The sequence below is a fragment of the Ensifer sp. ENS07 genome (assembly GCF_014852185.1).
Classification (GTDB): Bacteria; Pseudomonadota; Alphaproteobacteria; order Rhizobiales; family Rhizobiaceae; genus Ensifer; species Ensifer adhaerens.
The window spans coordinates 1-26,429 of the sequence record NZ_JACVBE010000019.1; the positions used below are offsets into that span (position 1 = coordinate 1).

Annotated in this window: 28 protein-coding genes and 1 pseudogene; 14 read left to right on the forward strand and 15 right to left on the reverse strand. The window is 57.8% G+C overall.

All coding sequences use genetic code 11. From position 1 onward, the window contains the following. Nucleotides 1–579 precede the first annotated feature (579 nt). Nucleotides 580–801, reverse strand: coding sequence for a hypothetical protein (locus IB277_RS34225; RefSeq protein WP_192372822.1), 222 nt, complete (start codon nt 799–801; stop codon nt 580–582). A 197-nt stretch (nt 802–998) separates the two neighbouring features. Between IB277_RS34225 and IB277_RS34230 the strand changes: the two genes are divergently transcribed. Next, nucleotides 999–1,157 (forward strand): hypothetical protein, encoded by a 159-nt coding sequence (locus IB277_RS34230; RefSeq protein WP_192372824.1) that lies wholly within the window; start codon nt 999–1,001, stop codon nt 1,155–1,157. 379 nt (nt 1,158–1,536) lie between these two features. Here IB277_RS34230 and IB277_RS34235 read toward each other — a convergent pair whose 3' ends face one another. Both IB277_RS34235 and IB277_RS34240 read right to left on the reverse strand, forming a co-directional pair. Beyond that, the gene (locus IB277_RS34235; protein ID WP_060521307.1) at nt 1,537–1,782 is read right to left on the reverse strand and encodes a hypothetical protein; all 246 of its coding nucleotides are present in this window, start codon (nt 1,780–1,782) and stop codon (nt 1,537–1,539) included. Between the two features lie 478 nt (nt 1,783–2,260). Beyond that, nucleotides 2,261–3,559 carry a tetratricopeptide repeat protein gene (locus IB277_RS34240; protein ID WP_192372826.1) on the reverse strand — a complete coding sequence of 433 codons (1,299 nt, stop codon included), beginning with the start codon at nt 3,557–3,559 and terminating at the stop codon, nt 2,261–2,263. 525 nt (nt 3,560–4,084) lie between these two features. Between IB277_RS34240 and IB277_RS34245 the strand changes: the two genes are divergently transcribed. Continuing rightward, complete coding sequence (locus tag IB277_RS34245) at nt 4,085–4,918, forward strand: hypothetical protein (RefSeq protein WP_192372827.1); 834 nt, start codon at nt 4,085–4,087, stop codon at nt 4,916–4,918. Nucleotides 4,919–5,473: 555 nt separating this feature from the next. Here IB277_RS34245 and IB277_RS34250 read toward each other — a convergent pair. Continuing rightward, nucleotides 5,474–6,013 (reverse strand): hypothetical protein, encoded by a 540-nt coding sequence (locus IB277_RS34250; RefSeq protein ID WP_192372829.1) that lies wholly within the window; start codon nt 6,011–6,013, stop codon nt 5,474–5,476. A gap of 628 nt (nt 6,014–6,641) precedes the next feature. Here IB277_RS34250 and IB277_RS34255 point away from each other — a divergent pair. The 5 genes from IB277_RS34255 to IB277_RS34275 all read left to right on the forward strand — a co-directional run bounded on the left by IB277_RS34255 (nt 6,642) and on the right by IB277_RS34275 (nt 12,378). Continuing rightward, nucleotides 6,642–8,162 carry an alpha-N-arabinofuranosidase gene (locus tag IB277_RS34255; protein ID WP_192372831.1) on the forward strand — a complete coding sequence of 507 codons (1,521 nt, stop codon included), beginning with the start codon at nt 6,642–6,644 and terminating at the stop codon, nt 8,160–8,162. A gap of 36 nt (nt 8,163–8,198) precedes the next feature. Then, a complete protein-coding gene (locus tag IB277_RS34260; protein ID WP_192372832.1) occupies nt 8,199–9,290 on the forward strand; it encodes an ABC transporter ATP-binding protein in 1,092 nt (363 codons plus the stop codon). Between the two features lie 34 nt (nt 9,291–9,324). Beyond that, nucleotides 9,325–10,599, forward strand: a complete 1,275-nt coding sequence (locus IB277_RS34265; protein ID WP_210339712.1) for an extracellular solute-binding protein — start codon at nt 9,325–9,327, stop codon at nt 10,597–10,599. 70 nt (nt 10,600–10,669) lie between these two features. Then, a complete protein-coding gene (locus tag IB277_RS34270) occupies nt 10,670–11,554 on the forward strand; it encodes a carbohydrate ABC transporter permease (RefSeq protein WP_192372834.1) in 885 nt (294 codons plus the stop codon). Continuing rightward, complete coding sequence (locus IB277_RS34275) at nt 11,551–12,378, forward strand: carbohydrate ABC transporter permease (protein WP_192372836.1); 828 nt, start codon at nt 11,551–11,553, stop codon at nt 12,376–12,378. The genes IB277_RS34270 and IB277_RS34275 overlap by 4 nt, the downstream gene beginning before the upstream one ends. Here the strand turns inward: IB277_RS34275 and IB277_RS34280 are convergent. After that, the gene (locus tag IB277_RS34280) at nt 12,368–13,297 is read right to left on the reverse strand and encodes a LysR family transcriptional regulator (RefSeq protein ID WP_192372838.1); all 930 of its coding nucleotides are present in this window, start codon (nt 13,295–13,297) and stop codon (nt 12,368–12,370) included. The genes IB277_RS34275 and IB277_RS34280 overlap by 11 nt on opposite strands. A gap of 161 nt (nt 13,298–13,458) precedes the next feature. On the opposite strand from IB277_RS34280, the gene araD reads away from it, so the two are divergent. Continuing rightward, nucleotides 13,459–15,201 (forward strand): L-arabinonate dehydratase, encoded by a 1,743-nt coding sequence (gene araD / locus IB277_RS34285; protein ID WP_192372840.1) that lies wholly within the window; start codon nt 13,459–13,461, stop codon nt 15,199–15,201. Nucleotides 15,202–15,738: 537 nt separating this feature from the next. Here araD and IB277_RS34290 read toward each other — a convergent pair. Together IB277_RS34290 and IB277_RS34295 are read right to left on the reverse strand one after the other, a co-directional pair. Beyond that, nucleotides 15,739–15,969 (reverse strand): HU family DNA-binding protein, encoded by a 231-nt coding sequence (locus IB277_RS34290; protein ID WP_192372842.1) that lies wholly within the window; start codon nt 15,967–15,969, stop codon nt 15,739–15,741. 210 nt (nt 15,970–16,179) lie between these two features. Further along, nucleotides 16,180–16,551, reverse strand: a complete 372-nt coding sequence (locus IB277_RS34295; RefSeq protein WP_192372844.1) for a hypothetical protein — start codon at nt 16,549–16,551, stop codon at nt 16,180–16,182. Between the two features lie 300 nt (nt 16,552–16,851). Here IB277_RS34295 and IB277_RS34300 point away from each other — a divergent pair, with 300 nt between their 5' ends. The 3 genes from IB277_RS34300 to IB277_RS34310 all read left to right on the forward strand — a co-directional run bounded on the left by IB277_RS34300 (nt 16,852) and on the right by IB277_RS34310 (nt 18,460). Further along, complete coding sequence (locus IB277_RS34300; RefSeq protein WP_192372846.1) at nt 16,852–17,256, forward strand: SyrB-like regulator; 405 nt, start codon at nt 16,852–16,854, stop codon at nt 17,254–17,256. A gap of 113 nt (nt 17,257–17,369) precedes the next feature. Continuing rightward, a complete protein-coding gene (locus tag IB277_RS34305; protein ID WP_192372848.1) occupies nt 17,370–17,888 on the forward strand; it encodes a hypothetical protein in 519 nt (172 codons plus the stop codon). A gap of 32 nt (nt 17,889–17,920) precedes the next feature. Continuing rightward, complete coding sequence (locus IB277_RS34310; RefSeq protein WP_192372850.1) at nt 17,921–18,460, forward strand: hypothetical protein; 540 nt, start codon at nt 17,921–17,923, stop codon at nt 18,458–18,460. Nucleotides 18,461–18,643: 183 nt separating this feature from the next. Here the strand turns inward: IB277_RS34310 and IB277_RS34315 are convergent, their stop codons facing one another. Further along, a complete protein-coding gene (locus IB277_RS34315) occupies nt 18,644–18,835 on the reverse strand; it encodes a hypothetical protein (RefSeq protein WP_192372852.1) in 192 nt (63 codons plus the stop codon). A gap of 278 nt (nt 18,836–19,113) precedes the next feature. Here IB277_RS34315 and IB277_RS34320 point away from each other — a divergent pair, with 278 nt between their 5' ends. Beyond that, nucleotides 19,114–21,783, forward strand: coding sequence for a UvrD-helicase domain-containing protein (locus tag IB277_RS34320; protein ID WP_371813746.1), 2,670 nt, complete (start codon nt 19,114–19,116; stop codon nt 21,781–21,783). Nucleotides 21,784–21,834: 51 nt separating this feature from the next. Here the strand turns inward: IB277_RS34320 and IB277_RS34325 are convergent, their stop codons facing one another. Continuing rightward, nucleotides 21,835–22,044 carry a helix-turn-helix domain-containing protein gene (locus IB277_RS34325; RefSeq protein ID WP_192372854.1) on the reverse strand — a complete coding sequence of 70 codons (210 nt, stop codon included), beginning with the start codon at nt 22,042–22,044 and terminating at the stop codon, nt 21,835–21,837. A gap of 241 nt (nt 22,045–22,285) precedes the next feature. Between IB277_RS34325 and IB277_RS34330 the strand changes: the two are divergent. After that, nucleotides 22,286–23,159: pseudogene (locus IB277_RS34330) on the forward strand (LysR family transcriptional regulator). A 541-nt stretch (nt 23,160–23,700) separates the two neighbouring features. Here the strand turns inward: IB277_RS34330 and IB277_RS34335 are convergent. From IB277_RS34335 to IB277_RS34345, 3 genes are all read right to left on the reverse strand, one after another. Further along, complete coding sequence (locus IB277_RS34335; RefSeq protein ID WP_192372856.1) at nt 23,701–23,883, reverse strand: hypothetical protein; 183 nt, start codon at nt 23,881–23,883, stop codon at nt 23,701–23,703. 126 nt (nt 23,884–24,009) lie between these two features. Then, on the reverse strand, nt 24,010–24,441 hold the full coding sequence (locus IB277_RS34340) for a hypothetical protein (RefSeq protein ID WP_192372858.1): 432 nt from the start codon (nt 24,439–24,441) through the stop codon (nt 24,010–24,012). An 84-nt stretch (nt 24,442–24,525) separates the two neighbouring features. Next, nucleotides 24,526–25,209: a hypothetical protein gene (locus IB277_RS34345; protein WP_192372860.1), complete on the reverse strand. Its 684-nt coding sequence runs from the start codon at nt 25,207–25,209 to the stop codon at nt 24,526–24,528. 146 nt (nt 25,210–25,355) lie between these two features. Here IB277_RS34345 and IB277_RS34350 point away from each other — a divergent pair, with 146 nt between their 5' ends. Then, the gene (locus IB277_RS34350; protein ID WP_090428798.1) at nt 25,356–25,583 is read left to right on the forward strand and encodes a helix-turn-helix domain-containing protein; all 228 of its coding nucleotides are present in this window, start codon (nt 25,356–25,358) and stop codon (nt 25,581–25,583) included. A 37-nt stretch (nt 25,584–25,620) separates the two neighbouring features. Here the strand turns inward: IB277_RS34350 and IB277_RS34355 are convergent, their stop codons facing one another. From IB277_RS34355 to IB277_RS34365, 3 genes are all read right to left on the reverse strand, one after another. Next, nucleotides 25,621–25,827, reverse strand: coding sequence for a hypothetical protein (locus tag IB277_RS34355; protein WP_060580849.1), 207 nt, complete (start codon nt 25,825–25,827; stop codon nt 25,621–25,623). A 48-nt stretch (nt 25,828–25,875) separates the two neighbouring features. Next, complete coding sequence (locus tag IB277_RS34360; protein ID WP_192372862.1) at nt 25,876–26,088, reverse strand: hypothetical protein; 213 nt, start codon at nt 26,086–26,088, stop codon at nt 25,876–25,878. A gap of 114 nt (nt 26,089–26,202) precedes the next feature. Next, nucleotides 26,203–26,421 (reverse strand): hypothetical protein, encoded by a 219-nt coding sequence (locus IB277_RS34365; RefSeq protein WP_192372864.1) that lies wholly within the window; start codon nt 26,419–26,421, stop codon nt 26,203–26,205. Nucleotides 26,422–26,429 lie beyond the last annotated feature (8 nt).

Here is a 26,429-nt window from a genome sequence, read left to right on the forward strand (position 1 = left end):
GCAACCCGACCCTACCGAAGAACATCGATGACCACCGCTTCGCCGCCCGCTCACTACGGCGCTGTTGAGGGCGCGCTCGCGAGCGGCTTCGCTACCGCCGAGCTACACCACCTGTAGGGACACGACCGCAAAGTCTGCCTACGGCCCCTACGAAGCGCCGCTTGCGAAGACGTCCGCTTCTGTCAAGGCCGCGGCTGCAGCCTGATCGTCGAGTGGAGAGAACGTCGCGTGAGAGGGTGGTTGCAGGAATTGCGACCACCCCTTTTGTATAACGTGGTGGGAAGGATGCGGCCCGGCAAATTGCTGAAGCGGTTTGATGGATCGTGAACTGAGAGGCTGCGGGCCTTGTTCGAGAGAACGGCAGCCAGCCGCCGCTCGACCCGTCTTCGTCGTTCACCTGATCGACCAGTCGATGAGGGCGTCGGCCTGCTCGTCGTCTGCCATTTCTCGGAATTCCCAGTGCCCTTTACGCCAGCGCCGCCAGTAAAACTTCCCGTCCCGGCCGGCTTGGTGCCATGCGGTCCAACCAAGTGCTCCCATCACAAAGTCCCGAACAATGGCCCGCATGGCGGCCACAGCTCAGGCTTCAGCAATTACGATGTCGTCGCGGATCAGCCTCGCCAGCTCGTCTGCGTCGGTCACGCCAAACTCATACCAGTTGATCAGCGTTTTGGCGGTTCGGCTGCCTTCCTGACTATCGGCGCGATGACCGCGCTCATCGCACCAGTCTCGCAAAATTCGGCGAAGCACGACAATCGTTTCTGAAGTCACCGCCGATTTTGGCCAATTCGTCGTCCACATTGCCACCGCCCCCTCTGAACAACTAACAGTATTCGGACTGTGGCCAGACTCACAAGGGGTGAAATCAAGAGATTTCTAATGTTAAGCGCGCCGGTCCGACGAAGTGCTATGCACTGCCCCTCGTCCCGCATTACGGCCCACAAGTCTCACTCAAGCAGAACGGAATATAACACCCTCAATCTTTAGGGGTCTGTCCGATGACGTATGTATTCGAAGTGGTCGACGAGGCGGGTGCGGTTCGCAACTACGTTGCCAAGTTCATGCGCCGCGAAGCGGACAAATTGGTCGTAGAATATCGCGGGCTTCAGATGCGGTTTGCAATCTCGCATATTCGCGACTGGTGCGCCGTGGAATAAGAGCAGCGCCGCTCCGAAGAAATCCGCGAGGAGTATAAATGCCGAGGCGAGGAAAAATCGTAGGTCTCATAGCGCAGAGTGATGTCCACATTGACGGGCTGAACATTCCTCCCGGGCTCTACTCGGCGACAGTGAGAACGTCTCTCTCCGGCCAGCACCGGAAGAGAACCCTGGAGACCACGTATGAGCTTCATTTGAATGCCCGCGACCTTAAAGGGGTTGGCGGTTTCCTTGGAGATGAGCGCGGCGCCAGTATGGATGCGACCACAGCCGTCCAAAAGGGGTTGCTCACCATCGCCTAATGTGAGGCTGCCTCATTGTTACCGCAGAGGTGATGCGGCCGGATCCTTCTCTTTTCACCAATCACCGATCGACTTCCCTATTCAGCGCCGTCTCCGTCGGATGTCTCGATTGCTAGATCGTGGAGCGCTTGGGCGTCCTCCGACGCATACTCAGCAGACAGGATGATGGTGAGAAACGCCGCTCGAGCGATTTCTTTTTTCGAAGCACTTGGATGTCTGGCCTTGACGGCTTCGATCAGTGCTTTTGGCCTCATCCCCGGGACCGCCAATTCCCGGATCGTTTCGGAGATGGTTTCGGTCTCACGAAGCTTTTTCTCTCGCATTGCCACTCCAAATGCTGACGAGAAATATTCATATCGTAGCTACATAAGAGAATTGTGATTTCAGCCGGCTGGCTGTGCCAGAGCTAGCTAATCGTCTGGAAACCCTACCGTCGGTCTACGCCGCGCCCTGCGGCGGAACCAAATAGAACGGACATTTGCTGCCCGTCATCGCATCACCAGACATGCACAAGTATCGCATTTCTGCGTGAGCCAATTGAACCGGCCAACCTTTCGCTTACGCCGCGAGGCCGTTTACTGTCGCTTCGGTCAATAAGAAACCCCTAAAATTACGGGGAACAAAGATAGTCAAGGACCAGAACGAAGGTGCAACCATGCCGACTACGACGAAGCAGGCCTCACAACAAAAAGTGGAGCTACTTCGGAAGGAAATCGTCGCTATCATGAGCCCCCATAGCGTGCGAGAGCCGCTTCATGGCGGTGCAATTTGCGAAAGCGCGGCAACCCCGTACCAAGGTCCTCAGCAGCCTTCGCCGCCGCTAACCGCGTCTAGTCCGCATGCCGTGCCGCCCACGGCCTCAGCAACAGTTCCCATCGCTGCAACCATTCCTTTCTGCGCCTGCATCTGAAGCGTTGGCGAGTACCACCCTTCCGAGCCAAGAATGAAAACCTCTTCCTGTCGCTTGGACCCGTTGCGCGTCATCATGTCGGCGGCTGAACTCATAACCTGGCCCTGTAGAGTATTGCCGAGCGCTGAGATCATCTCTTTCGAGCGACGGTAGGTCAAATCTGCCACGAAAGCGCATGTATAGCCTTGCCCGCCTTTGACGCAGCCTTCCTTGTGCATCCCGTTGATCTCAATTTCCCACGCCGTATCGGCGAACAGGCCATAGGTGAAACTGCGAAACCCAGTCTGCTTTCCGTATTGGGCATAGGCGCGCATGAAGGCTAGCCCGATCTCTCGCTCGTCCGGCTCCGTGTAGTCGGCTGGCACCACGATCGTCTTTCCATCAGCCATCAGGCTTCGCTCACGCCGCGAATGTGCGGCTGTCTCCAAATGCTCGGCCGCAGTCTTGCTGCCAAGTTCCGCGGCAATCTCAAACAGGCGGTCGGCCTCGTCCCTGTTCTCGGGTACACCCTTTCCGAGCTTGTAGTGCATTGCAATGCTGAAGTAGCCGGACGGGTCGTTCTGGTCGGCTGCCAGCTGATACCATTCCCGCGCCTTTTCGAATTCTCCACGCGCCTCAGCCTTCTGCCCCATCCACCATTGCGCCTTTGCATTCCCTTGCTCGGCGGCCGCCTTCATCCACTTGTGGCTTTTCGCTTCATCAAGAGCGCCGAAACGTGGCTCCTGATGAAGGAACGTAAGCACGAGCTGTGCTTCGACATCGCCGGCCTTTGCTGCTTTCTCATACGTGGCTGGCGTGACAGCGTTCCGGGCTGCCTGGCGATACCAGTCGGATACATCCTTGCCGATCGTCCCTTCGTTCCTTCTCGCCAGCCCACCAGCGTTTGAGAACGTATACAGCGCAAACCGGATATCCTGCTTTGGGCCTGGCGCCATGTAGGCGCGGGCTCGCCGAAATTCGCTTGCGTGGTCCTGCGGGTTCAAACGCGCCGCCTCGTCGCATGCTGTCGTCGCCGCGGACGTATCGATAAATGGAAGATCGACCCCGATCTGCTCTTTGTTGTTCGGCTCCTCGACAGATCCAGCCAATCGTCGACATTCATAAACCGGATCAGCCGCGTGAGCATCTGCGAAGGCAAGCCCTGCTAGCAGGCTCCACGCGGCAATCCTTGGAAAATCTACGACGTCCATTCGATTCCTCCATGAAAAAGGAGCGAGGCGAGTATTGCTTGTCGGACTGAACTGGCGCGATGCACAAAAGACGCTGGTCTAAGGGGTCAACAGATTTGGTCCGAGCTTCACATAGTGCCGCTTTTCCACGGAAGTTGAAGTAGACACTATGGGCTAGCTTCACAGCGGAAGCGCCGCGACCACTGTTGCGGGGGAAGGCGCCTTCATCTGGAAGCGGGAAAAAGATGGGGTTAGGCTGCGAGGTCGAGCTTTGATTGTTTGAGACAGCCGCCAGCGACGGCGGCTACGAGTTGTTATTATTTATAGTGTGAGGTTTGCTCAACCGCCCTCTGAATGCACTTGGCAACCGAAGGCCTTTGGCTCCATCCCCCCGCCCGGAGATCGCACCTTTCATTAAACTCGCCGCTCGGCGCGTGGCGTCGCGAAAACAGCTCCAGGCGCAACGTCAAGGCTACATCGAATAGGCGAATTGTTCAGCCCTTCGCCTCGGGTGATAATTTCCGAGCGTGCGAATGGAGCCGGGTTATGAAGATAATGCGTGCAATATCTTCGTTCGTGTTCCTCCGGCTCTTCGTTCTCTCTATTCCGCTCCTTTGCTGGCCAGCTGAGCAAGTGGAGGCTTCGGGCAGCCGGTTATGTATATCCAACATTGGGAACGCGACTGTGAAGGTCGCCGTGATCTACAGTGGCGCGTGGGGGGGCTGGCTGGCGGACGGGTGGTGGGAGATTAAGCCTCAAAGCGGCTTTCTTGAGGGTTGCACGCATGTGCCAGAGAACGACAATCAAGGAGCAGATTTTCATTACCTCGCATTCCGCCAGCAAGGTCCTGATGGGAGATGGTATGAGGCAGCCTTTGACGTCAAAGATGTAAGCTGGACGGAGGACGGATCAGATACCGTGGGAGGTAGCTATACGCTTGTTCCGAGGTCTACGCACGATAGTCGCCAACTGGACGGCCCATTCGGGAGGAGAGACCTCGGGGGAACCAAGTTCATAACGTGTGTTCCGAAACTGGGAACCAAAAAACTCTCGACGCTCAAAGACCATTGGTCCTGTTCCCCCTACGATATGCTCGCGTTATTCGGGACGCAGCTTTACACGCCTACTGACGGCGGCTTGCTGCAGATAAACGACTATGATGTTTACGTTCGGACAAGCGTGGACGCGAAACTCTTCGATATCAATCCATCTAGTTATGGCAAAGCCAATGAGAAGAACCAGAAGGTGTCACCTGGACCTCCGGAATCTGGAGAACCAGATCTCCTCCTGGGGTCGCAGGGGTATGGCTTTTACTTCATGCTGGCTCATCTGCTATTGTTTTATCACCCACTCGGCGTAATCGTTCTCGTGGGTGCCTAGGAACGCGCCTCGGTCTATGGTGCCTACGAAGAGTGCAGTCCCAGAGAATCCATCCGGTTGTTCAGGCCAGGTCTTCCGCGAGCTACAAGACGGCCATATGATAAACTAATTCATGTCGGCCGCCTCGTGGCACCCTGCAGCAAGGACACCGTTGGGGGCTATGCGATTTTTCGCGTCCTGGTGCTGATCCTTGCTCTCATTGCATATCTGTTGCGAGCCGCCTCATTGCCTCCGGAAATAGAGTAGCTTCTATCACCACCAGCGCACACGCGCACCGTCTCACGAAGTCATAAACGTCGAGACTTCGGAGGTCGGCGCAGATGATTGAGCCCCCGCAGGGGGCGGAGGCTCAATCAAGGTGCGCGTTCGTAAATTGAGGAATTGCGCGGCAATAAAAACCAGCACGGATCTCATTTTTAACGTGTGCTTTGTGGGTGCGCAATTACAGGTATATTGTTGCAAGTGAGACGCTGAATAGCAATGAATTTATAGGGGCTCTGGCTAATCAATTCGAGTTACGCAGCAACCGCCGGGCTATTTCAAGGATCCTCGATTTCAACCGGCGTCCAGCGGAGGCGGGATCATCGGCGAACCCAGGGATGGAGAGGGGCCTCTGACTTCGGAGACATACACCTCGTGGCCGAAGTGGGGGTCCTGGCTCAGGTCCTGACCATCAAACCGATCTATAAATTCTTCAAGATCCGTCTGGTGCGAGAAGCCCATCGCAACGGCAGACATGCTTTCGACTTCGCCGTCTTGGTCCTCATAAGTCGCACTCACTTCGAGGACACCTAGCCGATCGAAGTTTGCTTGCATGTGAAATGAAAGCCAAACCAGATATTCTAGCGGATAGCCGGGATTGCCTGCATATGTCACGACATAGGGGTAAGCCAAACGAAATCGTTCGGCCAACGCTACGCCATCGGAGGCAAAGACGAGAAGATCGTTGTCCTCGTCGACGTCGTGAAGTTCGATTGTCAGATCATGTTTGCGCAAAGCGACGTAAGCGCCAAGTCGGTCCGATGGCAAGGATGCAAATATGATGTCGCGCCATCGTTGGATGGCTTCATCGAGGTCGGTGCGGACCAAAAACATGAACCATCCCCAGCAAAGGCATCCCATGATCACGAGCTTGGAGCAGTGCATAGTACAATTACCGCTAGTAGATATTAGGCAAATCTAAATTTCAAGCTCGGCATAAGGTTATAGGGCATTGCGTATATTCAAAAGCGATCGGGCGTCAGAAGCGTTGTGGCAGCGTTCGAGATTCACACCAATTACGACAAGGCTAGCTGTGAGAGCTTTTTCGCCGAGGCCTCGAAATGCATGCCGACCTCGCCAAGGATACCTACAAGCCTCAGGAAGCGCCGGTCGCCAGCGCGGCTGCAGTCAAGGGCGTCACAGCTGCAGCCTGATTGCTGGGTAGAGAGGCAATTATGCCAAAGGAGCGGTTGCAGAAATTTCGACCGCTCCTTGATTGTCGAAATCGTGGCATGGCACCAACGCGGGAGGGGGCCACGGTCGCCGCCCATCTGAAGGTCTATTTTCCCGGATTCCGGTACCCCCAGGCAAGATCTAGAATGTGCATTCCTCACTCTTATTGGAACTTCCGGCATCCCTAAAATGCCAATTATGGTAAGTTAGGATAGGCCAATATGATTTGATATTTAGCAAGCGGCACGCCATCCCTTCCTTATGGGGTTCATACCCACTGGGAGGAAATATGAAAATTCGTGCTGCTGTCCACCGCGATTTCACGATCGCTGAGATCGACGATCGGCTTTACTCGGCCTTCATCGAACATATGGGCCGTGCCATCTACAGCGGCATTTATGAACCGGGTCACCCGACCGCCAATGAGCAAGGGTTCCGCAAGGACGTCTTGGAACTGGTGCGTGGGCTCAACATCCCGGCGATCCGCTACCCTGGTGGCAATTTCGTTTCCGCTTACAATTGGGAGGATGGGATCGGACCGAGGGAACAGCGCCCCGTTCGTCTCGATCTTGCCTGGCGCTCGAAGGAGACCAACCACGTCGGCATCAACGAGTTTGCCGGTTGGGCAAAGGATGCCGGCATCGACATGATGCTGGCGATCAACCTGGGCTCGCGCGGTATTGATGCAGCCCGCAATTTCGTCGAATATTGCAATCACCCCTCTGGAAGCTACTGGAGCGACCTGCGGCGGAGCCACGGCGTCGAGCAACCATACGGCGTTAACATGTGGTGCCTTGGCAATGAGATGGATGGCCCATGGCAGATTGGCGCCAAGCAGGCCAAGGAGTACGGCCGCCTTGCCGATGAGACGGCCAAAGCCGTCAAAGCCTTTGGTCGTAACATGGAAACGATCGTCTGCGGATCCTCGAACGATGCCATGCCGACCTACCCCGAATGGGAACGCCAGGTTCTCGAAGAATGCTACGACAACGTCGACTACATCTCCCTGCACAAATACTTCGGCAACAACAGCCACGATACGCTGAATTTCTTCGGCAAGATCGAAGAAACCGGCCGCTACATCCAGGCGATCGGTGGCGCCATCGACTATGTGAAGGCAAAGAAGCGTTCGAAGCACAACGTCTACATCTGCTTCGACGAGTGGAACGTCTGGTATCACCGCCGCGAGGAAGACAAAAAGAACTGGACGACATGGGACTGGCCGGAAGCACCGGCGCTCTTGGAAGAGGACTACAACCTCGAAGACGCGCTTTTTGTCGGCGGCCTGCTCAACGAGTTCATCCGGCGCTCTGACCGGGTCAAGATTGCCTGCATCGCCCAACTCGTGAACGTCATTGCGCCGATCCGCGCCGAACGCGGTGGCAAAGCCTGGGCGACAACAATCTACTATCCGTATCAGTTCGCCTCGCTTTACGGCCGCGGTACGGCACTCAACGTCGCCGTCGACGCCCCGACCTATGACTGTGCGGTCGAAGACGACGTTTCGTACATCGACGCCAGCGCCGTCCTTGCGAAGGACGGAAAGAGCATGACGCTATTCATTCTCAACCGTCATCTGACGGAGGCCGCTGACCTGAACCTCCAACTGACCGGCTTCAGCGCTGCGACCCTTATCGAGCATTTCGTGATGGGTGGCCAGGGGCAGGACATACGTCTCGCCAACACGTCGGAGAATCCCAATCGAATCAAGCCGCGCAACGGCGAAGGCGTCGGCGTTGAGGATGGTTCTGTCGTTCGTGGCGCTTTGCCGCCGTTGTCCTACCACGTTTTGCGACTGTCACTGGCCTGAGCGGGAGGGAGGCTTGCCAGACAGGAGGAGATGAAGATGGATGCCAATGGCGTAAGACTGACCGACGTCAGGAAAAGTTTCGGTGCGCTCGACATCATCAAAGGTGTCGATATGGAAATCGGGCGCGGCGAATTCGCGGTGTTCGTAGGGCCGTCCGGCTGTGGCAAATCGACGTTGCTGCGCATGGTCGCCGGACTCGAGGAGACAACGGCCGGCAAGATCGAGATCGGCCAGCGTGACGTCACAGATGTCGAGCCCGCAAAGCGCGGCGTGGCGATGGTGTTTCAGTCCTACGCGCTCTACCCGCATCTGACCGTCTACGAAAACATGGCCTTTAGCCTGCGGCTTGCGAAGCGGCCGAAGGTCGAGGTGGACGAGAAAGTGAAGGCCGCTGCGGCCATTCTGCGGCTGACCGATCAACTTGAAAAGAAGCCCTCGCAATTGTCTGGCGGGCAGCGCCAGCGCGTCGCCATCGGTCGCGCGATCGTGCGCGCGCCGGAGGTCTTCCTGTTCGATGAACCGCTCTCAAATCTTGACGCCGAGCTCAGAGTGCAGATGCGCCTCGAATTGAGCCGGCTGCATGAAAAGCTCGGAGCGACGATGATCTACGTCACGCATGACCAGGTCGAAGCGATGACTCTCGCCGACAAGATCTTCGTTCTGCGTGGCGGGGTCGTGCAGCAGGCGGGCAGGCCGCTCGACCTCTACGACGACCCTGACAATCGGTTCGTCGCCGGGTTCATCGGCTCTCCGGCAATGAACTTTTTCGAGGGCACGGTTGCTGAGGTCCGTCCGGGCGGCGGGCGCGTCGTGCTGGCGGGTGGCAGGGACGGCGTATTCGACGTCGATCTGAAGGAACCGCTGCCCGTGGGATCGTCCGTCACCGTCGGTGTGCGGCCGGAACATCTTGCCGTGGCTCAGGAGGGAGCCGGCGGAATAGAGGTGACCATCGATGTCGCCGAGGAACTGGGCGGTGTGTCCTATCTCTATGGCGCTACGCCTTCGGGTGCCTCGATCGTGTTTGAACAGCGTGGTTCGCGGGCGGATCGGCGTGGTGTCCGCCTCAAGCTTGACGCGCCCTCGCAGAGGATTTTGATCTTCGACAAGAACGGCGTCCGGCATCGTTAGCCGGATCCGAGCAACCCATTGGAGGGAGAGGACTATGGGAAAGACATTGAAAAGCATGCTTCTGTCGGCCGCGGTATTCTGTGCGGCCGCCGGACAGGCACTCGCCATCGACGTTGAATGGTGGGATTTCTTGAGCGGCGGTGACGGCGTGCGCATGAAGTCGCTGATCGAGAAATTCAACAAGGAACACCCCGACATCCAGATCAAGTCGACCACGCTTGAATGGGGCGCGCCGTATTATGCCAAGGTCCGCACGGCCGTCGGCGTCGGACAGGGCCCGGACATCATGACTTATCACCTGTCGCGGCTCCCACTCGGTTTGGTCGACGGTAGCCTGTCGCAGATCACCGACGAGGACCTGGCGGCAGCCGGCCTTGCAAAGGCGGACTTCTTTGACAGTTCGGTCAAGGCGGCCAGCAGCGATGATGGCAAGCTCTATGCCGTGCCCTTCGACATCCATGCGATCGTGCTCTTCTACAACAAGAAGGCGCTGGAAGGCACCGAATACCTCGATGACAAGGGGAACCTTGTTGGCATCAAGAGTCTTGACGACTTCAACGCCGCTCTGGCCAAGTTGAAGGAAAAAGGCGTGAAGACGCCGCTCTCCTACCAAACGGCTGGCGGTGGCGGCACCTGGCGCGTTTTCTACACGTTGCTGTCGCAGTTGGGTGGCGAACTGATAACCAACGGCGAGGTTCTGGCGGGCGACAATGCCGCAAAGGCCGAAAAGGCGATTGAGATCATGGCCGACTGGCGCAGCAACGACTACACGCCAGAGCAGGCCGAGTATAAGGCTTCGGTGGCGCTGTTCAGCGCCGGTGACGCGGCCTTCTTCATGAACGGTGTTTGGGAAGTGCCGACGCTGAAGGATCTTGGCGCCAACGGAAAGCTGCCGTTCGACTGGAGTGCGGTCGAGATTCCGCAATTGCTCGATAAACCCGCCACCTGGGCGGATTCGCACGCACTGGCAATCCCAGCCAACAAGGACGAGAGCCCGGAAATGCGCAAAGCTGTGCTCACGGTCATCGGCTGGATGGAGAAGAACTCGCTCTCCTGGGCAGAAGCCGGTCACATTCCGGCCTATAAGGCGACGGTCGAAAGCGGTGAATATCAGAAGCTTCAGCCAAACGCGACTTATGCAAGCCTCGCCAACAACGCCGCATTCGATCCTCGTAGCCCCATCGCCGGTGTAGCTTCTCCAGTTTACGACGCGGTTGACAATCTGGTCGCTCCGGCGGTGCATGGCCAACTCTCTCCGGCCGATGCAGTCGCGGAGATGAAGGCAACGCTACAGCCGTTGCTCCAGTAACAAACCGCCTCGCGGCCCGCATTCGCGGGCCGCGATTCCAGTTGCGGCGTAGAGCGCCGGGAGCCAGCCGATGTCCTTGCAGTCGAAGCGACGAAAGTCCTATCTGACGGCGCTTGCCCTTATCGCGCCGTTCTGCCTCACCTACCTCGTCTTCTTCGCTTATCCGGCCTGGAAGGTTGTTCAGCTAAGCTTCACCGATGCGCCGCTCGTCGGCGACGGGAACTGGGTTGGGCTTGATAACTACCGGCGGCTTTTCGCCGACCGACTATTTTACACATCCCTCAAGAACAACGCTTATTTCCTGCTGCTGACGGTCGTTCCCACGACGGCAATCGCGCTCGGTTTTGCGCTGCTGATCAACCGTTTGAGCGGTCGGATGCAAGCGCTGGCGATGGTTTTCTTTTTCATCCCCTATATCCTGCCGGTCTCTGTTGTCACCCAGATCTGGGGCTGGATGCTCGACTACCAATACGGCGTCCTGCAGCATATTTTTACGTGGCTTGTGGGCAAACCCGTTGCTGTGTTCAAGAGCCCCGCGTGGGTCATGCCGGTCATCGCGGCCGTAACGGTCTGGTGGACCAATGGCTTCAACGTGCTGCTCTTCCTCGCGGGACTACGCAACATTCCCGCCGATCTCTATGAAGCTGCAACCCTCGACGGTGCCACTGCCTGGCAGCGCTTCCGACGCGTGACTTGGCCGCTGCTGTGGCCGATCACGGCGATGGTGTTAACACTGCAACTCATTTTACAGCTCAAGATCTTTGATCAGATCTATCTCCTCTCAAAGGGCGGCCCGTTCAATTCGTCCTACGTTCTCCTCATGCAGGTCTACCGCGAGGCATTTCAGCTCAATCACGGTGGCTACGCTTCGGCGATTGCGCTGGTGCTCTTCCTGGTAATCATCGTCGTGTCGGTGGTTCAGTTCCAACTCTTGCGCGTGGTGGGTCGGCGATGAACGGCAAGCATAAACTGATCAATCGTCTGTTTGCCGCCTTTACGATAGTCGTCGGCGCGATCTGGACCTTCCCCCTCTACTGGGCTTTCGTCACTTCGATCCGCACCGAACAGCGGGTGATCGAAGGCGCGGGCATCATTCCAGACGAGTTCAATCTCGGCTCTTATGCGCACGCGATCTTCAATACCAACCTGCTCCGCTGGTATGTCAACTCGATCGGTACGGCGATCTGCATCACCGCGATCGTCTTACTTTTCGGCATGATGTGCGCCTATGCCCTTTCGCAAATTCGTTTTCCGGGCCGTAAGCTTTTGTTCGGCATCATTTTGATGAGCTACATGGTGCCGGCGCAGGCGCTGGTCGTTTCGCAATTTATCCTGTCAAATGACCTTGGTATCGTGAACAGCTGGGCGGGCATCATCCTGCCGCAGTTGATCGTCCCAGTCGTCATCGTGGTCTACAAGCAGTTCTTTGACGCAGTGCCCAAGGAGATGCGTGAAGCGGCAGTGCTCGACGGAGGCGGAGAATTCACGCTGCTGTTCAAGGTGTTCCTGCCGCTGAACTGGGGGATCACGACTGCACTTGCGATCGTCACGTTCATCATGGCCTGGAACTCATTCCTTTGGCCGTTCCTTGTCATCACCTCCGAGGAGCAGATGACGATCACGGTCGGCATCACGCAAGTCAACGACGCATTCGGCGTCACCTATGCGCGGCTGATGGCGGTCGCATTGCTTGGTGCGGCTCCTGTAGCCATCGGCTACCTGATTTTCCAGCGCAAGGTCACCGAGGCAATCATGATCTCGTCCGGGGTCAAGGGATAGGGCGCGTGATCTCTGCTTCGATTAGCGATAGAAAGCGCTGCGCGAGTGGCGAGAGCAGCACGCCTTTTTCAAGTATGACATTGTAGGCTGGCACGCTTACCCCGCGGGCCATGTCGAGGGTGACGATCCGTGCGCTTAGGTCCTCGGCGGTCAAAAGATTGGCGACTTCGCGGGCAAAAGGCGCTATCGCGTCGGTCCGGGACACGGTCGCAAGCGTCAGTAGCACCGAGGCGGAGTAGGTGATGCGCTCCGGAAAGTCCGCTCGCTCACTGCGAAAGGCATCGACGACCGTCGTCCAGATCGGCGAGCCGGCGGGCTGGATGACCCACTCAAAGGGAGAGAGGTCCCGGAAACTAAGCTGCGTGCGATCCGCAAGCGGATGTTTTTCCCGAACAGCGAAGCTCAGCACCTCCTCTCCGATCGGGCGCACGTCGTAGGCGCCGGGATCGTCGGCAGCGCTCAGTCGGGCAAGCACGAAATCGTATTCGCCCGCGCGCATCCGCTGCATCAGTGTCAGGCTGGGTTCCACGTCCACCTGCAATTGCGCGTTCGGGGCGAGCGTGCGAAGCGCAAGCGATGCAGGCAGGACATGGGCGACGGCTGCCGCTGTTACCGCGCCTATCCTCACCCTTCCGCGTAGACCGTCAGCGACCTCACGGACGTCACGGCCGATATTCTCAACCTCCGCAACCACACGGCTGGCGCGCGCTGCTAAAACGTTTCCGAACTCGTTGAAAAGAAATCCGTGAGCATTGCGGCTGCAGATCTGCTGGCCGACGATTCCCTCTATATCGGCCAGTGTGCGGGAGGCCGCTGGCTGCGAGATGTTCATCTCTTCTGCCGCGAGGCTCAGTTTTCCCCGTCGCTTCAATGCATCGATGAATCTGAGGTGGTTGAGTTTGAGGTAGCGTGCTTTCATTCGGTCTCTTTAGTCACCAGCGTAATATGACGCAATTGGTATGAAATGATATTCATTGATGATTTGACTGTTATGTGACTTCCGCATTTCTTGGAGGCAACGAGGTAGGCTGCGTGAGATCGCAACGCCCGCAACAGGCTCAAAACCGGAAAGCAGCATCAATGACATTCAAACCCGCCACCTGGCCGCGCCAGCTTCGTTCACAGGAGTGGTACGGCGGCACCTCGCGCGACAGCATCTACCATCGGGGGTGGTTGAAAAATCAAGGCTACCCGCACGACCTGTTCGATGGACGGCCGGTGATCGGCATCCTCAACACCTGGTCTGATATGACCCCGTGCAACGGGCATCTGCGTGAACTCGCTGAAAAGGTGAAAGCCGGCATTTGGGAAGCTGGCGGTTTCCCTCTTGAGGTACCGGTCTTTTCGGCCTCGGAAAATACATACCGGCCAACGGCCATGATGTACCGCAACCTCGCGGCACTCGCCGTCGAGGAGACGATGCGGGCGCAACCTATTGACGGTGCGGTTCTGCTTGTCGGATGCGACAAGACCACACCTTCCTTGCTGATGGGAGCTGCCTCAACCGACATTCCGTCGATTGTCGTGACCGGTGGTCCCATGCTGAACGGCTGGTTTCGAGGCGAACGCGTCGGTTCGGGTACTGCGCTCTGGCAAATGTCGGAGGCGATCAAGGCCGGTACGATGAGCAGGCAAGATTTCCTCGACGCCGAACAGGCGATGAGCCGATCCTCCGGCACATGCAATACGATGGGCACGGCATCGACAATGGCGTCGATGGCGGAAGCGCTCGGAATGGCCCTTTCCGGTAATGCCGCGATCCCGGCCGTCGACAGCCGCCGCCGTGTCATGGCACAACTGACCGGACGGCGGATCGTTCAGATGGTCAAGGATGACCTGAAGCCGTCCGACATCCTGACCAGAGAAGCGTTTGAAAACGCGATCCGTACGAATGGTGCGATTGGAGGCTCGACAAATGCTGTCGTGCATCTTCTGGCGCTCGCCGGACGGGTCGGCATCGATCTTACGCTCGACGACTGGGACCGGCTTGGTCGAAACGTGCCCACTATCGTCAACCTCATGCCTTCCGGCAAATACCTGATGGAAGAGTTCTTCTATGCCGGCGGTCTACCGGTGGTCTTGAAGCGCCTCGGCGAGGCGGGCCTGCTACACAAGGATGCGTTGACAGTATCGGGTGAGACGCAGTGGGAGGAGGTCAAGAACGTCACCAACTGGAACGAGGATGTCATCTTGCCGGCAGAACGCGCGCTGGCGCAGCAAGGGGGCATTGCAGTGCTTAGGGGCAACCTGGCTCCCAATGGCGCGGTGCTGAAGCCGTCTGCAGCCACACCTTCGCTCATGGTGCACCGGGGACGGGCAGTCGTGTTCGAGGACATCGACGACTACAAACGCAAGATCAACGATCCCGATCTCGACATCGACGAGACCTGCGTAATGGTCCTCAAGAACTGCGGCCCGCGCGGCTATCCCGGAATGGCAGAGGTCGGCAATATGGGCTTGCCGCCGAAGGTGCTGAAGAAGGGCATAACGGACATGGTGCGTATCTCCGATGCTCGTATGTCAGGCACAGCATACGGTACCGTGGTTCTGCATACGAGCCCGGAGGCGGCAGCGGGTGGGCCTCTCGCGATCGTGCGTGATGGTGACTTCATAGAGCTTGACGTACCAAACCGACGCTTGCATCTCGATCTGCCGGACGCCGAGATCGGACGGCGGCTGGCCGAATGGAAAAACCCGATCGAGAGACCGACCACAGGCTACAACATGCTGTACCACGACCACGTCACAGGTGCCGATACAGGAGCCGACTTCGACTTCCTGCGAGGTATGCGTGGGAACGGGGTTCCAAAGGATTCGCACTAAAGGTGCGTTTTGCTGGATGGGGCTAAGGGGCGAACGTCTTGGTTCAAGCTTCACAATTATGCGACTGCGGCTCGATTCCGAACAAGGCGGGAGGTTCGGTCCAAAGCAGCCATCTCGCGTGGAGAAAAGGAACGCAAAAAGCCCTTCCTCTCAGACGACAAGAGAAAGGGCGGGGCGTCTGAGTGTTCGATTTCGCAGATATTTCATCTCGGGCTGAAACACCGAAAATATCAAGCCGTTCAGGGAAATTTAGCTGGCCGAGGAGTTTTTTCGATGCTGATACGGGATTGTTCAAATGACGGCCCCGGAAAGGCGAGGGCTCGCATGCGCGGGCGCTTACATCATATTAGTAATGGTGGGCCCGGCAGGATTTGAACGGACGACATGAGAAGGCTCGCGTCTACTAACCGAGCCACTTCGGCCAAGGCCTTAGCCGACCGGCTCTATCGCACAATCCGCAATCGCTGAAGGTTCGAGGCAAGTAGATAGCATCACCGTGAGGTGGTGCGCGCTCTTGCCCCGAACCTCCCAGCCGTATCAGCCGTTCAGCGCGTCCTTGAGAGCTTTGGCCGGCGCGAAGGTCAACTTCTTCGCAGCAGCAACCTTGATGGTCGCACCGGTTGCCGGATTGCGCGCCTCCCGCTCGGGCATGTCCTTGACCTTGAACTTGCCAAAGCCCGGGATCGAAGTTTCGCCGCCGGATTTGGCGGCCGCGATCACAGCGGCGAAGACCGCCTCGACAGCTGCCTTGCTCTGGACTTTGGTCAAGCCGTGCTCGGTTGGTTGTTGTCATTGTTTTCCCCTCCTGGTGACGGGCGAAGTCTCGCCCGACGAAATCCCTTTTGTCATCTGGCGTCCCAGCGGGGTGGAGCGAAATGCTAAGGATTTCCACAACGCAATCGCCGCTTTTCGGTGAAATTGGCTCCCGCGCATGCGAGTGCCCGTTCGATCGACGGCGGGATATTCAGATGTGTCTGGTCATCCCATACAGCAAGGTATCGCCCGCCAACCAGAATGACGCGCGTTGAGCAGAGTCGAATTCCCATCCACCACGAGCCACAGCTCGTTGCCTAACGACTGAACCGTGAGGGGTTTGCGTTTTTCCAGACTGCCTTTCGCCGCCGCCACCATGTGGCGGTTGGCATTGACGATGCCTCTTTCGCGCGCACGCGCGTTGACCAACTGCTTGAGCGGAACAAGGAGATGTGGTTGGCTCAAATCGAAGTAAAGCGAAGGGTCATCCGGAAGCCGCGCGAGCGAAGCGGCGATTTCCTGATTGAACTCGATCTCCACAACAGCGCCGTCGGTCCGGAGAGCGGAATACATTAGCGAAATTTCTTCAGCTTTCATGCCGTGCCTCTCGGAAATGCCTGGCTCTGGCCACGGGAAGTCTCGTGCCGGAAAGGAGGATTGCGGTCCATCAGAAACTGCTCATGTACGCTAAGCGCATAGCTCAGGGGAGGGAAGGTCTGTTTTCCTGATTCCGGTACGCCCTTGGATAAAAACCTTGCCGCAAGCGTTGTCGCATGAACGCGCGGCCGTCGACGATGGCGTCATTCATCAACGCAGAGATGACGTCGCGATAAGAGGTTGTTGACTCTGCTTTACGCGCAACGGAAAAAGCTGATGGGTTTAAGAGGAAAAACACTGATGGCAGACGAGAGCAATACCGAAATCGTAGAGACCGCGCCGGCGGCGGAAGTCGCTCCGCCTAAGAAGCCCCGGGGGCCGCGGCCCAAGAATGTCGTATCGGACGCGACCGCTGAACCACCGGCAGCCGCCCAGCCGGCGAGGGGGCGGAAGAAACGTGCGGACAAGTCTGCGGACGGGAACCTCTCGGTAGCTTCGCCGGCCGTAGCCAAGACCAAGGCAACCAAGGCGGCCAAGGTTGCTGCGAAAACCCGTGGGGCAAAGCAGCCGACGGCGGCGACTCCCGTCCTCGACGGCATTGCAGATCTTCTCCAACTTGAAGAAGAGAACGCGCGGCTGCGTAAGACGCTTGCCGAAAAATTGCGGGCCGAGAATGCCGAACTGCGCAAGCGGTTGGGCCACTGATCAATCAGTGCAGGGCCGCTCGGAAAAGCCTGATTGGCCCTGCATCGCATTCTGGCTGAAGCTTCTTTGAGGGCTGCGGCGAATGCCGGTGCCATTTGATCGGGTTGGCCACTATGAAAACACCATGGAAATATCTGGTCGAGCTGGCGTCCCGGGGACGAACGGACAAGGCGGCGGAAAATCCTCCTGAAACCGAGGCCGAGGACCCGGCAGACGAAGTTGTCGATCCGATTGTGGAAGCCTTGCGCAAGGAGGAAAGCAGCCTCGACGTTGCGAGCAGCGATACTGCAGTTGCTGCGGTTGACGAAGAGGACAGGACGTCTTCTGCTACAGTCGAGCAGGCAACTGTCGACCCTCAGGGGGGCCTTCCAGAACCCGTCGGGCCACCACAGCCAGCAGCGACGAAAAGGCGGAGGCCCAGTCGGAAAACGGGCGCCGTGGATGTTGCAGTGTCGAAGGTCGCCGAGTATGGAGATGGCAGTTCCGGTGCCCCACAGCCGCCGATGACTTTCGTCAATGAGATGGCCACACTGGACGAGGACATCCGGCAGCTAAGACGCCAGCTTGCAGAAAAGTTGCGATTGCAGAATACGCAGCTCAAGAAAATGCTTGGGCGATATGACACGCCGTAACCTGTTTTCGCACCCTTAATCATTGGAGCCGCATGAAACCGCAGCAGCGAAAGTTTATTGTCGAAGTCAAATCGCCTCGCCGGCGGTCGACGGCCAGCCAGCCTTCAATATGGGGCGATACGGATCTCAAAGCCATTGCGCGCGCGGCGGAGACGGATGCACCGCATCTGTTTGAACCGGCTCAGCCCATGGAGCTGCCTTCTCCAGAGATCACTGCAGAGGTTTTGCCAAACGAGGGTGCCGTAATCGAGGCTAGTGCTCCGATCGCAGATCTGGCGGCCCCAACAGAAGGCGGCCGTGGTATTGAAGATGCTGCCAGTTCTGCTCGGGTCCTGCCCTTGGAAGTGGATCGCCCGAAGGCTGTCCCACCACAAAAGAAGCCGAAGCGCCAAGGCTTGGCGCGCAAGGGTCGTGGTATTGGCAGCCCGACGGTTATCGCTACGCCCGAAGCAAGTGGTGATCTCGCGGCGCTCGATGAAGAGAACCGCCGTCTGAAAGGCCTGGTCGTGCAACGGCTTCGCCAGGAAAACACTATCCTTAAAAAAATGCTTGAGCGGTTCGAAACCAACTGAGTGGCGGCTTAAAGCCGTCGCACAGTCCGCAGGCCAAGTTGAAGGCGGATGAAAACTGTCTCGGGCGGTTGCTTCGCTTCGATCGCGGCAGCCCTCGAGATATGATCCGATTGACTGGTTCCGGCCGGGCTTGCTTACGCGAAGGAAGGCCCGCCGAAGCGGGCCCAATGCGAAATTCGTGCTTTACTGATGCTTCACCAGCGCGTCGATGAAGCCTATTTGCGAACGAACACCCCTGCGGTATTCGCTGATCAGGAGCTTGGCTTCCTCCGTTGCGTCCTTGCGGCAGATCTTCTGATCGTGGCACCACGCGTCGAGAACGCTTTGCAGCAAAGAAATATCATTCGGTGGAATGCTGTCTTCATCCAGGTTCATTTGTTGCCTCCCAAAACGACAAATGCTGCCTCGACTGATGCCGTCGTCCGGCATCTCTAACCATGATACAGGGCAAGCCGCCCTCCCAAAGTAAATGCTTGTGAGCGGGATTTATTAGACGATAAACGCTGTTTGGGGGGTACTTTCCAAGGCATGTCGATGTGGCTTTGAACAAACTGTTTTCCCGCCAGGCACGGACATATCGACCAGGCCTTCTTGCCAGGCTTTTTCCATCTGGGAAATGGAGGCTGATCGTTGATCCTCGGAAAACTGAGGGTGTGCGGGTCATCCAGGGTGACGACTTTGACGTCGCATGTTTCGATATCGTGTCGGTATCGACCCGCAAGGCGCTGCTCTGGCACAATGTCGAGATCCGATCACGCGGCAGAAGCGTTGAACTACCAGGGCTGTCGGGTGAAGCCGCCGTGCAATTGGCCGCTGACATCCGTGCATTCGTCAACACCCATCTCTTTGCACTCATCAGCGCCGAAAAGGACCGTTGGCACGACGTCGATGTAGCGCTTCGTCAGATCGTCGAGGGCAACAACCAATACCTTGCCCAGTCCGATGTCGCCCGAGTGATCGCAAGCGTGACCGGCAACGCTGCTGCTGCTCTTTCTCACCCGCTTCTGGATGCACTGTTGATGCCATCCAGTCTCAAAGGCTCCCTGCCGGCATCTTTCGCTATTCTGACCGACCCCAACGCTCGTCACGCCTATAACGAGGCCTTCGTCAAAACTGAGCTCGTCAAGTTTCGAGCGTTCTTTGACGATCTCGACGGTCGGTCGTTTTCAGATCAACAACGGGAGGCCTGTATTCGCCTGGAGGACAACAATCTTCTTGTGGCCTCGGCTGGATCCGGAAAATCGGCGACCATGGTCGGCAAGGTCGCCTATGCCTTGGAAAAGCAGCTCTACCGTCCCGACGAGATCTTGCTCCTCGCCTTCAACAAGAACGCGGCCGTTGAGCTGAGGACCAGAATTGCACGACAGCTGCAGGTCGAGGAAGGCGCGCTTCAATGTCGCGTCACGACGTTTCATGCGCTTGGACGGGGCATCATCGAAGAGGTCGAAGGGCGTCCACCGCAACTCGCCAATTGGGTGGATCATCCAAGCGGCGAAACCAAAGTGATCGAAACGATCATCAAGGACCTCGTTGAGACCGATCCGGAGTTCGCCCGTTTATGGGCCGATCTGCTCGTGGTGCATCCGAAAGCGGACATCCCGGCGGAGGTTTTCGATGCCGACGTGGATTTTCGCCGCTATGTATCGGACCGCCTCAAAAGGGGTTCGGCCACGATTGGCTCGCATTCCGGCGTCATCGTCAAATCGCTGCAGGAACAGAAGATCGCGAACTGGTTATGGTTGCACTCCGTCGCATTCACATATGAGAGGCAAATCGAGGTCAAGGATGCCGACGGCACCCTGCGGCATTTGCACCCTGATTTTTACTATCCGCTGACCGGCACCATCCATGAACATTTTGCGATCGATGCCGACGGAACCTCACCCTTTGCGAACTATGCCGAGCACGCCGAGAGCAAACGGCAGGCGTATCGACGATATGGGATTGATTTCTTCGAGACCACCTCTGCGCAAGCGAGCAGCGAAACGCTTTTTGGTGTCCTCGAGGCCGAGTTGGTGCGGCGAAAAGTTCCTTTGGAACGCAAGAGCTATACTGAATTAGCCAAGGTGCTCGAGCCGGTGGTGATCAAGCACTACCACAAGCTCATAGCCACCTGCATCAAACATATCCGGGCGAGCCATTTTACGCTCGACATGCTCTTGGAGCGCGCCAAAGGCCTGCACGACAAGGAACGGGCGAAGCTCTACGCGCGCGTCGTGTGGAGGATCACGCAAGAATACTCCCGTAAGCTGGAAGAAGCCCAGTGCATCGATTTCGACTCGATGATCGCTGACGCCGTGCGGCTGGTACAGGGCGGACAATATCAAAGTCCGTACTCGCTCATCCTCGTCGACGAGTTTCAGGACATTTCCGAGCCGCGCGCCAATCTCATCAAGGCGCTCAGGCAGCAGAAGGCATTCAGCAAAGTGTTCGCGGTTGGCGACGACTGGCAGTCGATTTATCGCTTTGCAGGATCTGACATCACCATCTTCACGCAGTTCGAGGCGAATTTCGGAGCGAGCTGGCGGGGGCGTCTTGAGCAGACCTATCGCTGTAACCAGCTCATTGCCGAAACGGCGGCAAAATTCGTCCAGCGCAATCCGGAGCAGATCACAAAGTCAGTGCGTTCCACGCGGCCTGCGGTTCCGCGTTCGATCAGGGTCGTTCCCATCGACGACAACGCGGGGCGGTCGGACTTCGCGATCGCTTGTCACCGCCTTCTCGAACGGCTCGATCAGTTCCTGGAGACAATTGCTGACGACCGGCGGGATGGATCAAGTTCCAAGTTCAAAGTGCTTGTGCTCTGGCGCTACAACAACGTCGATCCGTTCGAGAGGCGGCTGCCCACGTTCGCGAACATCGATGTTTGCGGACTGTCTTTTCATCGGGCGAAAGGGCTCGAAGCGGATTACACGATCCTGCTTGACGTCAGCGAGGGCAATTACGGCGTGCCAAGTCGGATTGAGGACGATGAACTCCTCAATCTGGTCATTCCCCGACCAGAGACGTTCGCCTATGCTGAAGAACGGCGCCTCTTCTACGTCGCGCTCACTCGTGCCAGCCGCGGCGTGTATCTGATCACCAACAGTCGTGAACCATCACGATATATCCGGGAGCTTTGTGAGATCGCGGGCGACGAGATCCGTTTCGAGACAAGCGAAGGTACGGCCTTGCGCCAATGTCCCATCTGCCTTGTTGGTCAGATCGTTGAGAAGCGAAATCGGGATGGTACTGTGTTCTGCGGATGCAATCAGTTCCCAGATTGCAAGCACAGGGACGGTGCCTCCGGACGCTCATCGCCGCGATTGCGAAAGAAGCGCTGACCCAGTTCCTGCCGCGCTATGCGGGCGGCTGTCCTGACGGCGTGGAAAGGGCTACTTGTTCAATCTCACGCCAGGGCCACCGCTGCCCGCGTAATCGCCATCGATGAAGGTTACGCCGGCGTGCTCGAAAACGGAACGAATGTCGGCGACCGTGCGCGGTTTGAGCTCTTCACCGCGTTCGAAGCGAACGATCGTGTTGGTGGAGACCGTTGCCGCCTCAGCCAGCTCTTTGACGCTCATCTGAAGAGCAGTTCGAGCCATTCTGCACTGCATTGGCAACAAATCGCCTCTCCGTATCGATTTCGCCTTGACGTGGCGAATTTAGCAGCCTATTTACAACCTCGGAGCGCAATGTGGCTCCAGGTGATTCTGTCCGGACTATAACGACCTAACGCCGGGCGCGCGAGCGCGCGTCCGGCTGTGTGCTGTGCAATTTTCGCAAGGCAGGGCTCGCTGAGCACAATCGGAACTAGGCTGTCGTCGGAAGGTGTGGAGCATCGCGATGGAACTGCGCCAACTCTCGTTCTTCGTTGCGGTCGCCGAGGAACTGCACTTCAATCGAGCGGCGGCGCGCATGTGCATTGCCCAGCCGGCGCTCAGTGCGCACATCCAGGCGCTGGAGAAGGAACTCGGGGTCCGGCTGCTGGAGCGGTCGACGCGTCGGGTCGAACTGACGCGGGCAGGGGAGGCGTTTTACGATCGGGCTGTGCGCATCATTGGCGACGTCGGGCTATCGGCCGAGGTGGCGCGCTCGGTTGCCGGCAAGGCGGCCCGCACGATCAAGATCGGAACCGTCTATCCCGCGACGATCGGCGTGCTGCCGGGGTTTCTCGCGCGTATTGGTCGGAAGTTCCCAGATGTTGCCTTGCATATCAGAAGCGGCTCGACCTCAGACATCATCCGCGGTCTGGAGAATGGCCAGATCAATCTCGGCTTCATCAGACCGGTCGAAAACATCGGCTCCTTGCGCTTCTTCTCGATTGCGCATGAGCGCTATCTGCTGGCGGTCGAAAAGACGAGCCCGCTGGTGGTTCGAAGCGAGATCAATATCGAGGATCTGAGGGGAGAGAAGATCATCGCCTTTTCTCGTCAGAACCTCTCCTATTCGGAACGGTACTTCTCCGAGGTGTTCGAGACCCATGGGCTGACCTTGTGATGACACCTTCTCGCTCGTGTCGCTGGTCTCGGCTGGCTTGGGCATCGGTTTTGCGCCGGAATGGACGAAGAACTTGCCGAACCGCAACTTCGAACTTCGGCCGGTGCGCGGCGTCGATCTGAAGATCGGGCTTGGAGTCGCCTGGAGCAAGGACGACCCGACGGCGGCGAGGGACGATGTTATCGATATCGCCCGATCGTTGTCGCGGCACGGAAGGTGAGGGAGCCCGGTCCTCTCCGAGAATTCGGACACCCACAAAATGATTGAGCCTCCGCAGGGGGCGGAGGCTCAATCGAGGCGCGCTTCTCTTAAATTGCGGAACTGCGCGGCAATAAAACCAGCACGAATCTCTTCTCTTACGTGTGATTTTCGGTTGCGCAATTACAGGTGTATTCTCGCAATTGCGACGACTGGAAGCAATGAATTTTTAGGGGATTTGACTAGTCAATTCGAGTTAGTCGCGGGCAGGAATGGTCCACCGCAAACTCAGCCTTCCGCTCCGTCTCCTTGGGGCAGGGCGGAACCCTGCCTTAAAGCCTGCGGGCGAGTGAAGGCCGACGACCTGACCGATCGGTGAGCGCGCGCGTGGGATATTCGAGCGCGCCGCCTCGTACGGCTCATCGAATATCCCGACGGCTGCCACCGTGCGCCAGGTTCTAGGCGCAAATCGGGATGATCGCCATACCTGAAAAGAGTGATTTCGAACGATCTTGGGGTGCAAAATCGGCGTCGGCTTATGCAGAGGCTATGTGGCGCCTCCGCTACTCGAGCGATGCTTGCCCAGATGTTTCGTCGCTTTCGTGCAGGGAGACGGTTTCGCCGATGGGGGTCGCCGTGATCGTCTTGATCTGTTCGGCCAGGTCCGCAAGCTTCTGCGCAAGGTGTTGAAGCTCGGTCGGGGAGTTTGCGCCCTTGGGGCCATTTTCGACACTATGTTCGTGCACGCTCTCGTCCTTCTTTCCGTTGGACTTGGGAGCTCAGTATATTTCCATGTCTGCATGTAAGGCTACAACGCATCGCGATTATTTGTCCGATTTCGCCGCGGCGAGCCAACCGCACCCAGTCCTTGATTACGGGACGGGCCGCAACACCCTTCGCACCTTCTGCGAGACTTCGTCGAGTGTCGCCATCACCCGGTTCACCTGGGAGAACTTGGAAGCCTGCCTTGGGCCATATCTGACGGCGTCATACTCTTTGGTATAGGAGAGGGTAGCCAAGTGTGCCGCCGTGCGTGTACGCAGCACGAGCCCGGCATCAATGGCTACCCTGGACCGCTCGCCAAGATCGTGTTGAAAGCCGTGGATCGTTTTGTGGTCGAGGCCTTTGGCAAGCAGGAGCGCATCCAGATAGAGTTCAACCGAATGCAGAGCCAGAAGGTGAACCGGAAGGTGCGCCGGTTTTGGCGAGGTGGCACCAAGCTTGACGGCCGCGTCTCTATACTGCGCTGCCAGTGCCAATGTGTCGCGAATGCTTGGCTCTTGGCCTGGATACGCGCGATCCATTGAAGTTGCCCTCCAAGGCTGGTCGAAATTCGTGGTGACGTTTGTTGGTAACGTGTCGATCGAAGCGCCGAGAGGCCACCGCTCTCAGCCTCGTTCACCGATGCGCATGAGGTCTCTCAACAATCTGCGTAGCTCCGGCCACGGCGTAAGGTCGAGCTCCAGACCCGGATCGCACATGACAATCAGGCAATGAAGCTTTGCGGTGACTTCGATCAGCGAGGAGGGCGCTGTGATCCGCACTACGCGCCCGGCTATGCCCGCTTGATGTGCGAGCTCCTGTTCTCGGGCGACGGCATCGGCGTATCCGAGACGCTGATCCGTTTCTCTCCATTGCTTCCGACGCCGGCGAAGTTCAGCCCGTGCCTCTGACAGTTGTTCGCTGTTCAGCTTAGCGGCCAGGCGATTGATGTCGGCAAAAGAGCGAACCGAGGTAAGCCGATCGGTCCCAGGTATCGGTATCTCGACAGCCGGAGTGCCGCCGGTCGCCTTTAGGATTTCGGTTTCAAGCTTTTGTCTGAGGTGCGTCGCCCGCAGGCGCTGCTGATGGCACGCGTACCATCGCGGCCACATCTCTCTGACAGGTGTTGGCCCACTCTCCCTCGGCAGGACGCGCGCTTCATCGATGCGTGGGCTCAGCCAACGTGCGGCGACTGGGAGAAGGTTGCGACGATCGATGAGGCGCGGCAGGCCTTCGGCGGTGCCATTTTGGGGATTATCTTTTCCACGCGTGATTGCAGGCAAAGTTCTGCTAATCTCAGAATCAGCCATGATCCGAGCTCCCTATAGCTTGAATTGCGGTCAGGCCACGCAAGGTGTCGCAAGCACCATGCGTGGCCGATTTATACCGTCGCAGAGAGTTTGAATCATACAAAGATTATGTCAAGGTTATAATGTTGACCGCCGATCAAATCCGCATGGCGCGAGCTGCCTTGAAGTGGGGTGTTCGTGATTTAGCAAGTCGCGCCAGCATTACGGCGGCGACCGTGACGCGGATTGAGGCTGGCCGTCCGGGGTATGCCGCGACGTTGGAGGCGATCCGCATCGCGTTCGAAGCTGCTGGATTAGAATTCATCCCGGAAAATGGTGGCGGGGTCGGCGTGCGCTTTTCCAAGCCAAAAGGATCTGACCTGCCCGACGGTTGAGGTTTCCTCGAAAGGCCGCGTTCGCTCCAGAGCCTTTTTACATCAAGATCACAATCCCGCTGACGACGATCATCGCGGCGCCAGGCCAACCCGGCAACGCGGCGATCTGGTCAAGCAATTGGCCGCGGGCGGCGATTTGATCGGCGGGAAGGCCCCGCTTTGGGTTGAGAATGCCGATGAGCCACTCCGCGAGGGCTCTTCGATCGAGCCACAACACACATGCGATCAGCGCGATCGCCCCCAAGTGGGCATGTCCTTTCCTCTCTAAATAGCTCGCGGTCTCTAGAAACCTTCACATCCCGTCGTCAAACTCCGCTGCCTGCCCTTGGGCTAGGAACTGCGCAAGTGCCGACATCAATTTCTCGGCGCTGTACCGGTCAAGCAGCATCTCGATCGTCGTTCCAGCCGAAGTTGATAGTTCGAAAACCCCCAAGACCGGGTCAATGGACGCGATAGAAAAGCTGCCCAGAAACTCGCCCCGAACCGTTGTGCCGCCAAGCCCCATGGATGCCTCCTGCATAGTAGGAAAGACATCACTAAAATAATCACTTTCAATCGACCCGCAAAGCCGGTGTGGGGTTCGCGATGCTCGAGGGGTAGACTGAACGAGTGCGGTCTCTCAGAGCCAGAAGATCATGGAGGCACCGATGACGATCAGCGCGGCTCCTGGCCAAACCGGCAGAGCCGCGAGCCAGTCAAGGAACCGGCCACGGACGGCAATTTGCTCTACGGGTAGGTTTCGCTTCTTGTCGATGTCGCGCAAGAGGCTTTCAGCTAGAGGTCTTCTGGTCAGCCAGGACAGCCCTGCGACCAGAATGATAGCACCTAAAGCATCCATTCGCTTCT

Bases quoted from the DNA above. Each gene is read 5' to 3' on its own strand.
- IB277_RS34260 (WP_192372832.1), top strand. From the start codon at position 8,199: ATGGATGCCAATGGCGTAAGACTGACCGACGTCAGGAAAAGTTTCGGT.
- IB277_RS34235 (WP_060521307.1), bottom strand. From the start codon at position 1,782: ATGCGAGAGAAAAAGCTTCGTGAGACCGAAACCATCTCCGAAACGATC.
- IB277_RS34325 (WP_192372854.1), bottom strand. From the start codon at position 22,044: ATGGCTCGAACTGCTCTTCAGATGAGCGTCAAAGAGCTGGCTGAGGCG.
- IB277_RS34360 (WP_192372862.1), bottom strand. From the start codon at position 26,088: ATGGGGCTTGGCGGCACAACGGTTCGGGGCGAGTTTCTGGGCAGCTTT.
- IB277_RS34240 (WP_192372826.1), bottom strand. From the start codon at position 3,559: ATGGACGTCGTAGATTTTCCAAGGATTGCCGCGTGGAGCCTGCTAGCA.
- IB277_RS34230 (WP_192372824.1), top strand. From the start codon at position 999: ATGACGTATGTATTCGAAGTGGTCGACGAGGCGGGTGCGGTTCGCAAC.
- IB277_RS34225 (WP_192372822.1), bottom strand. From the start codon at position 801: ATGTGGACGACGAATTGGCCAAAATCGGCGGTGACTTCAGAAACGATT.
- IB277_RS34245 (WP_192372827.1), top strand. From the start codon at position 4,085: ATGAAGATAATGCGTGCAATATCTTCGTTCGTGTTCCTCCGGCTCTTC.
- IB277_RS34350 (WP_090428798.1), top strand. From the start codon at position 25,356: ATGGCGCGAGCTGCCTTGAAGTGGGGTGTTCGTGATTTAGCAAGTCGC.
- IB277_RS34310 (WP_192372850.1), top strand. From the start codon at position 17,921: ATGAAACCGCAGCAGCGAAAGTTTATTGTCGAAGTCAAATCGCCTCGC.
- IB277_RS34345 (WP_192372860.1), bottom strand. From the start codon at position 25,209: ATGGCTGATTCTGAGATTAGCAGAACTTTGCCTGCAATCACGCGTGGA.
- IB277_RS34280 (WP_192372838.1), bottom strand. From the start codon at position 13,297: ATGAAAGCACGCTACCTCAAACTCAACCACCTCAGATTCATCGATGCA.
- IB277_RS34315 (WP_192372852.1), bottom strand. From the start codon at position 18,835: ATGAACCTGGATGAAGACAGCATTCCACCGAATGATATTTCTTTGCTG.
- IB277_RS34300 (WP_192372846.1), top strand. From the start codon at position 16,852: ATGGCAGACGAGAGCAATACCGAAATCGTAGAGACCGCGCCGGCGGCG.
- IB277_RS34250 (WP_192372829.1), bottom strand. From the start codon at position 6,013: ATGTTTTTGGTCCGCACCGACCTCGATGAAGCCATCCAACGATGGCGC.
- IB277_RS34295 (WP_192372844.1), bottom strand. From the start codon at position 16,551: ATGAAAGCTGAAGAAATTTCGCTAATGTATTCCGCTCTCCGGACCGAC.
- IB277_RS34340 (WP_192372858.1), bottom strand. From the start codon at position 24,441: ATGGATCGCGCGTATCCAGGCCAAGAGCCAAGCATTCGCGACACATTG.
- IB277_RS34255 (WP_192372831.1), top strand. From the start codon at position 6,642: ATGAAAATTCGTGCTGCTGTCCACCGCGATTTCACGATCGCTGAGATC.
- IB277_RS34305 (WP_192372848.1), top strand. From the start codon at position 17,370: ATGAAAACACCATGGAAATATCTGGTCGAGCTGGCGTCCCGGGGACGA.
- IB277_RS34275 (WP_192372836.1), top strand. From the start codon at position 11,551: ATGAACGGCAAGCATAAACTGATCAATCGTCTGTTTGCCGCCTTTACG.
- IB277_RS34365 (WP_192372864.1), bottom strand. From the start codon at position 26,421: ATGGATGCTTTAGGTGCTATCATTCTGGTCGCAGGGCTGTCCTGGCTG.
- IB277_RS34270 (WP_192372834.1), top strand. From the start codon at position 10,670: ATGTCCTTGCAGTCGAAGCGACGAAAGTCCTATCTGACGGCGCTTGCC.
- IB277_RS34265 (WP_210339712.1), top strand. From the start codon at position 9,325: ATGGGAAAGACATTGAAAAGCATGCTTCTGTCGGCCGCGGTATTCTGT.
- araD (WP_192372840.1), top strand. From the start codon at position 13,459: ATGACATTCAAACCCGCCACCTGGCCGCGCCAGCTTCGTTCACAGGAG.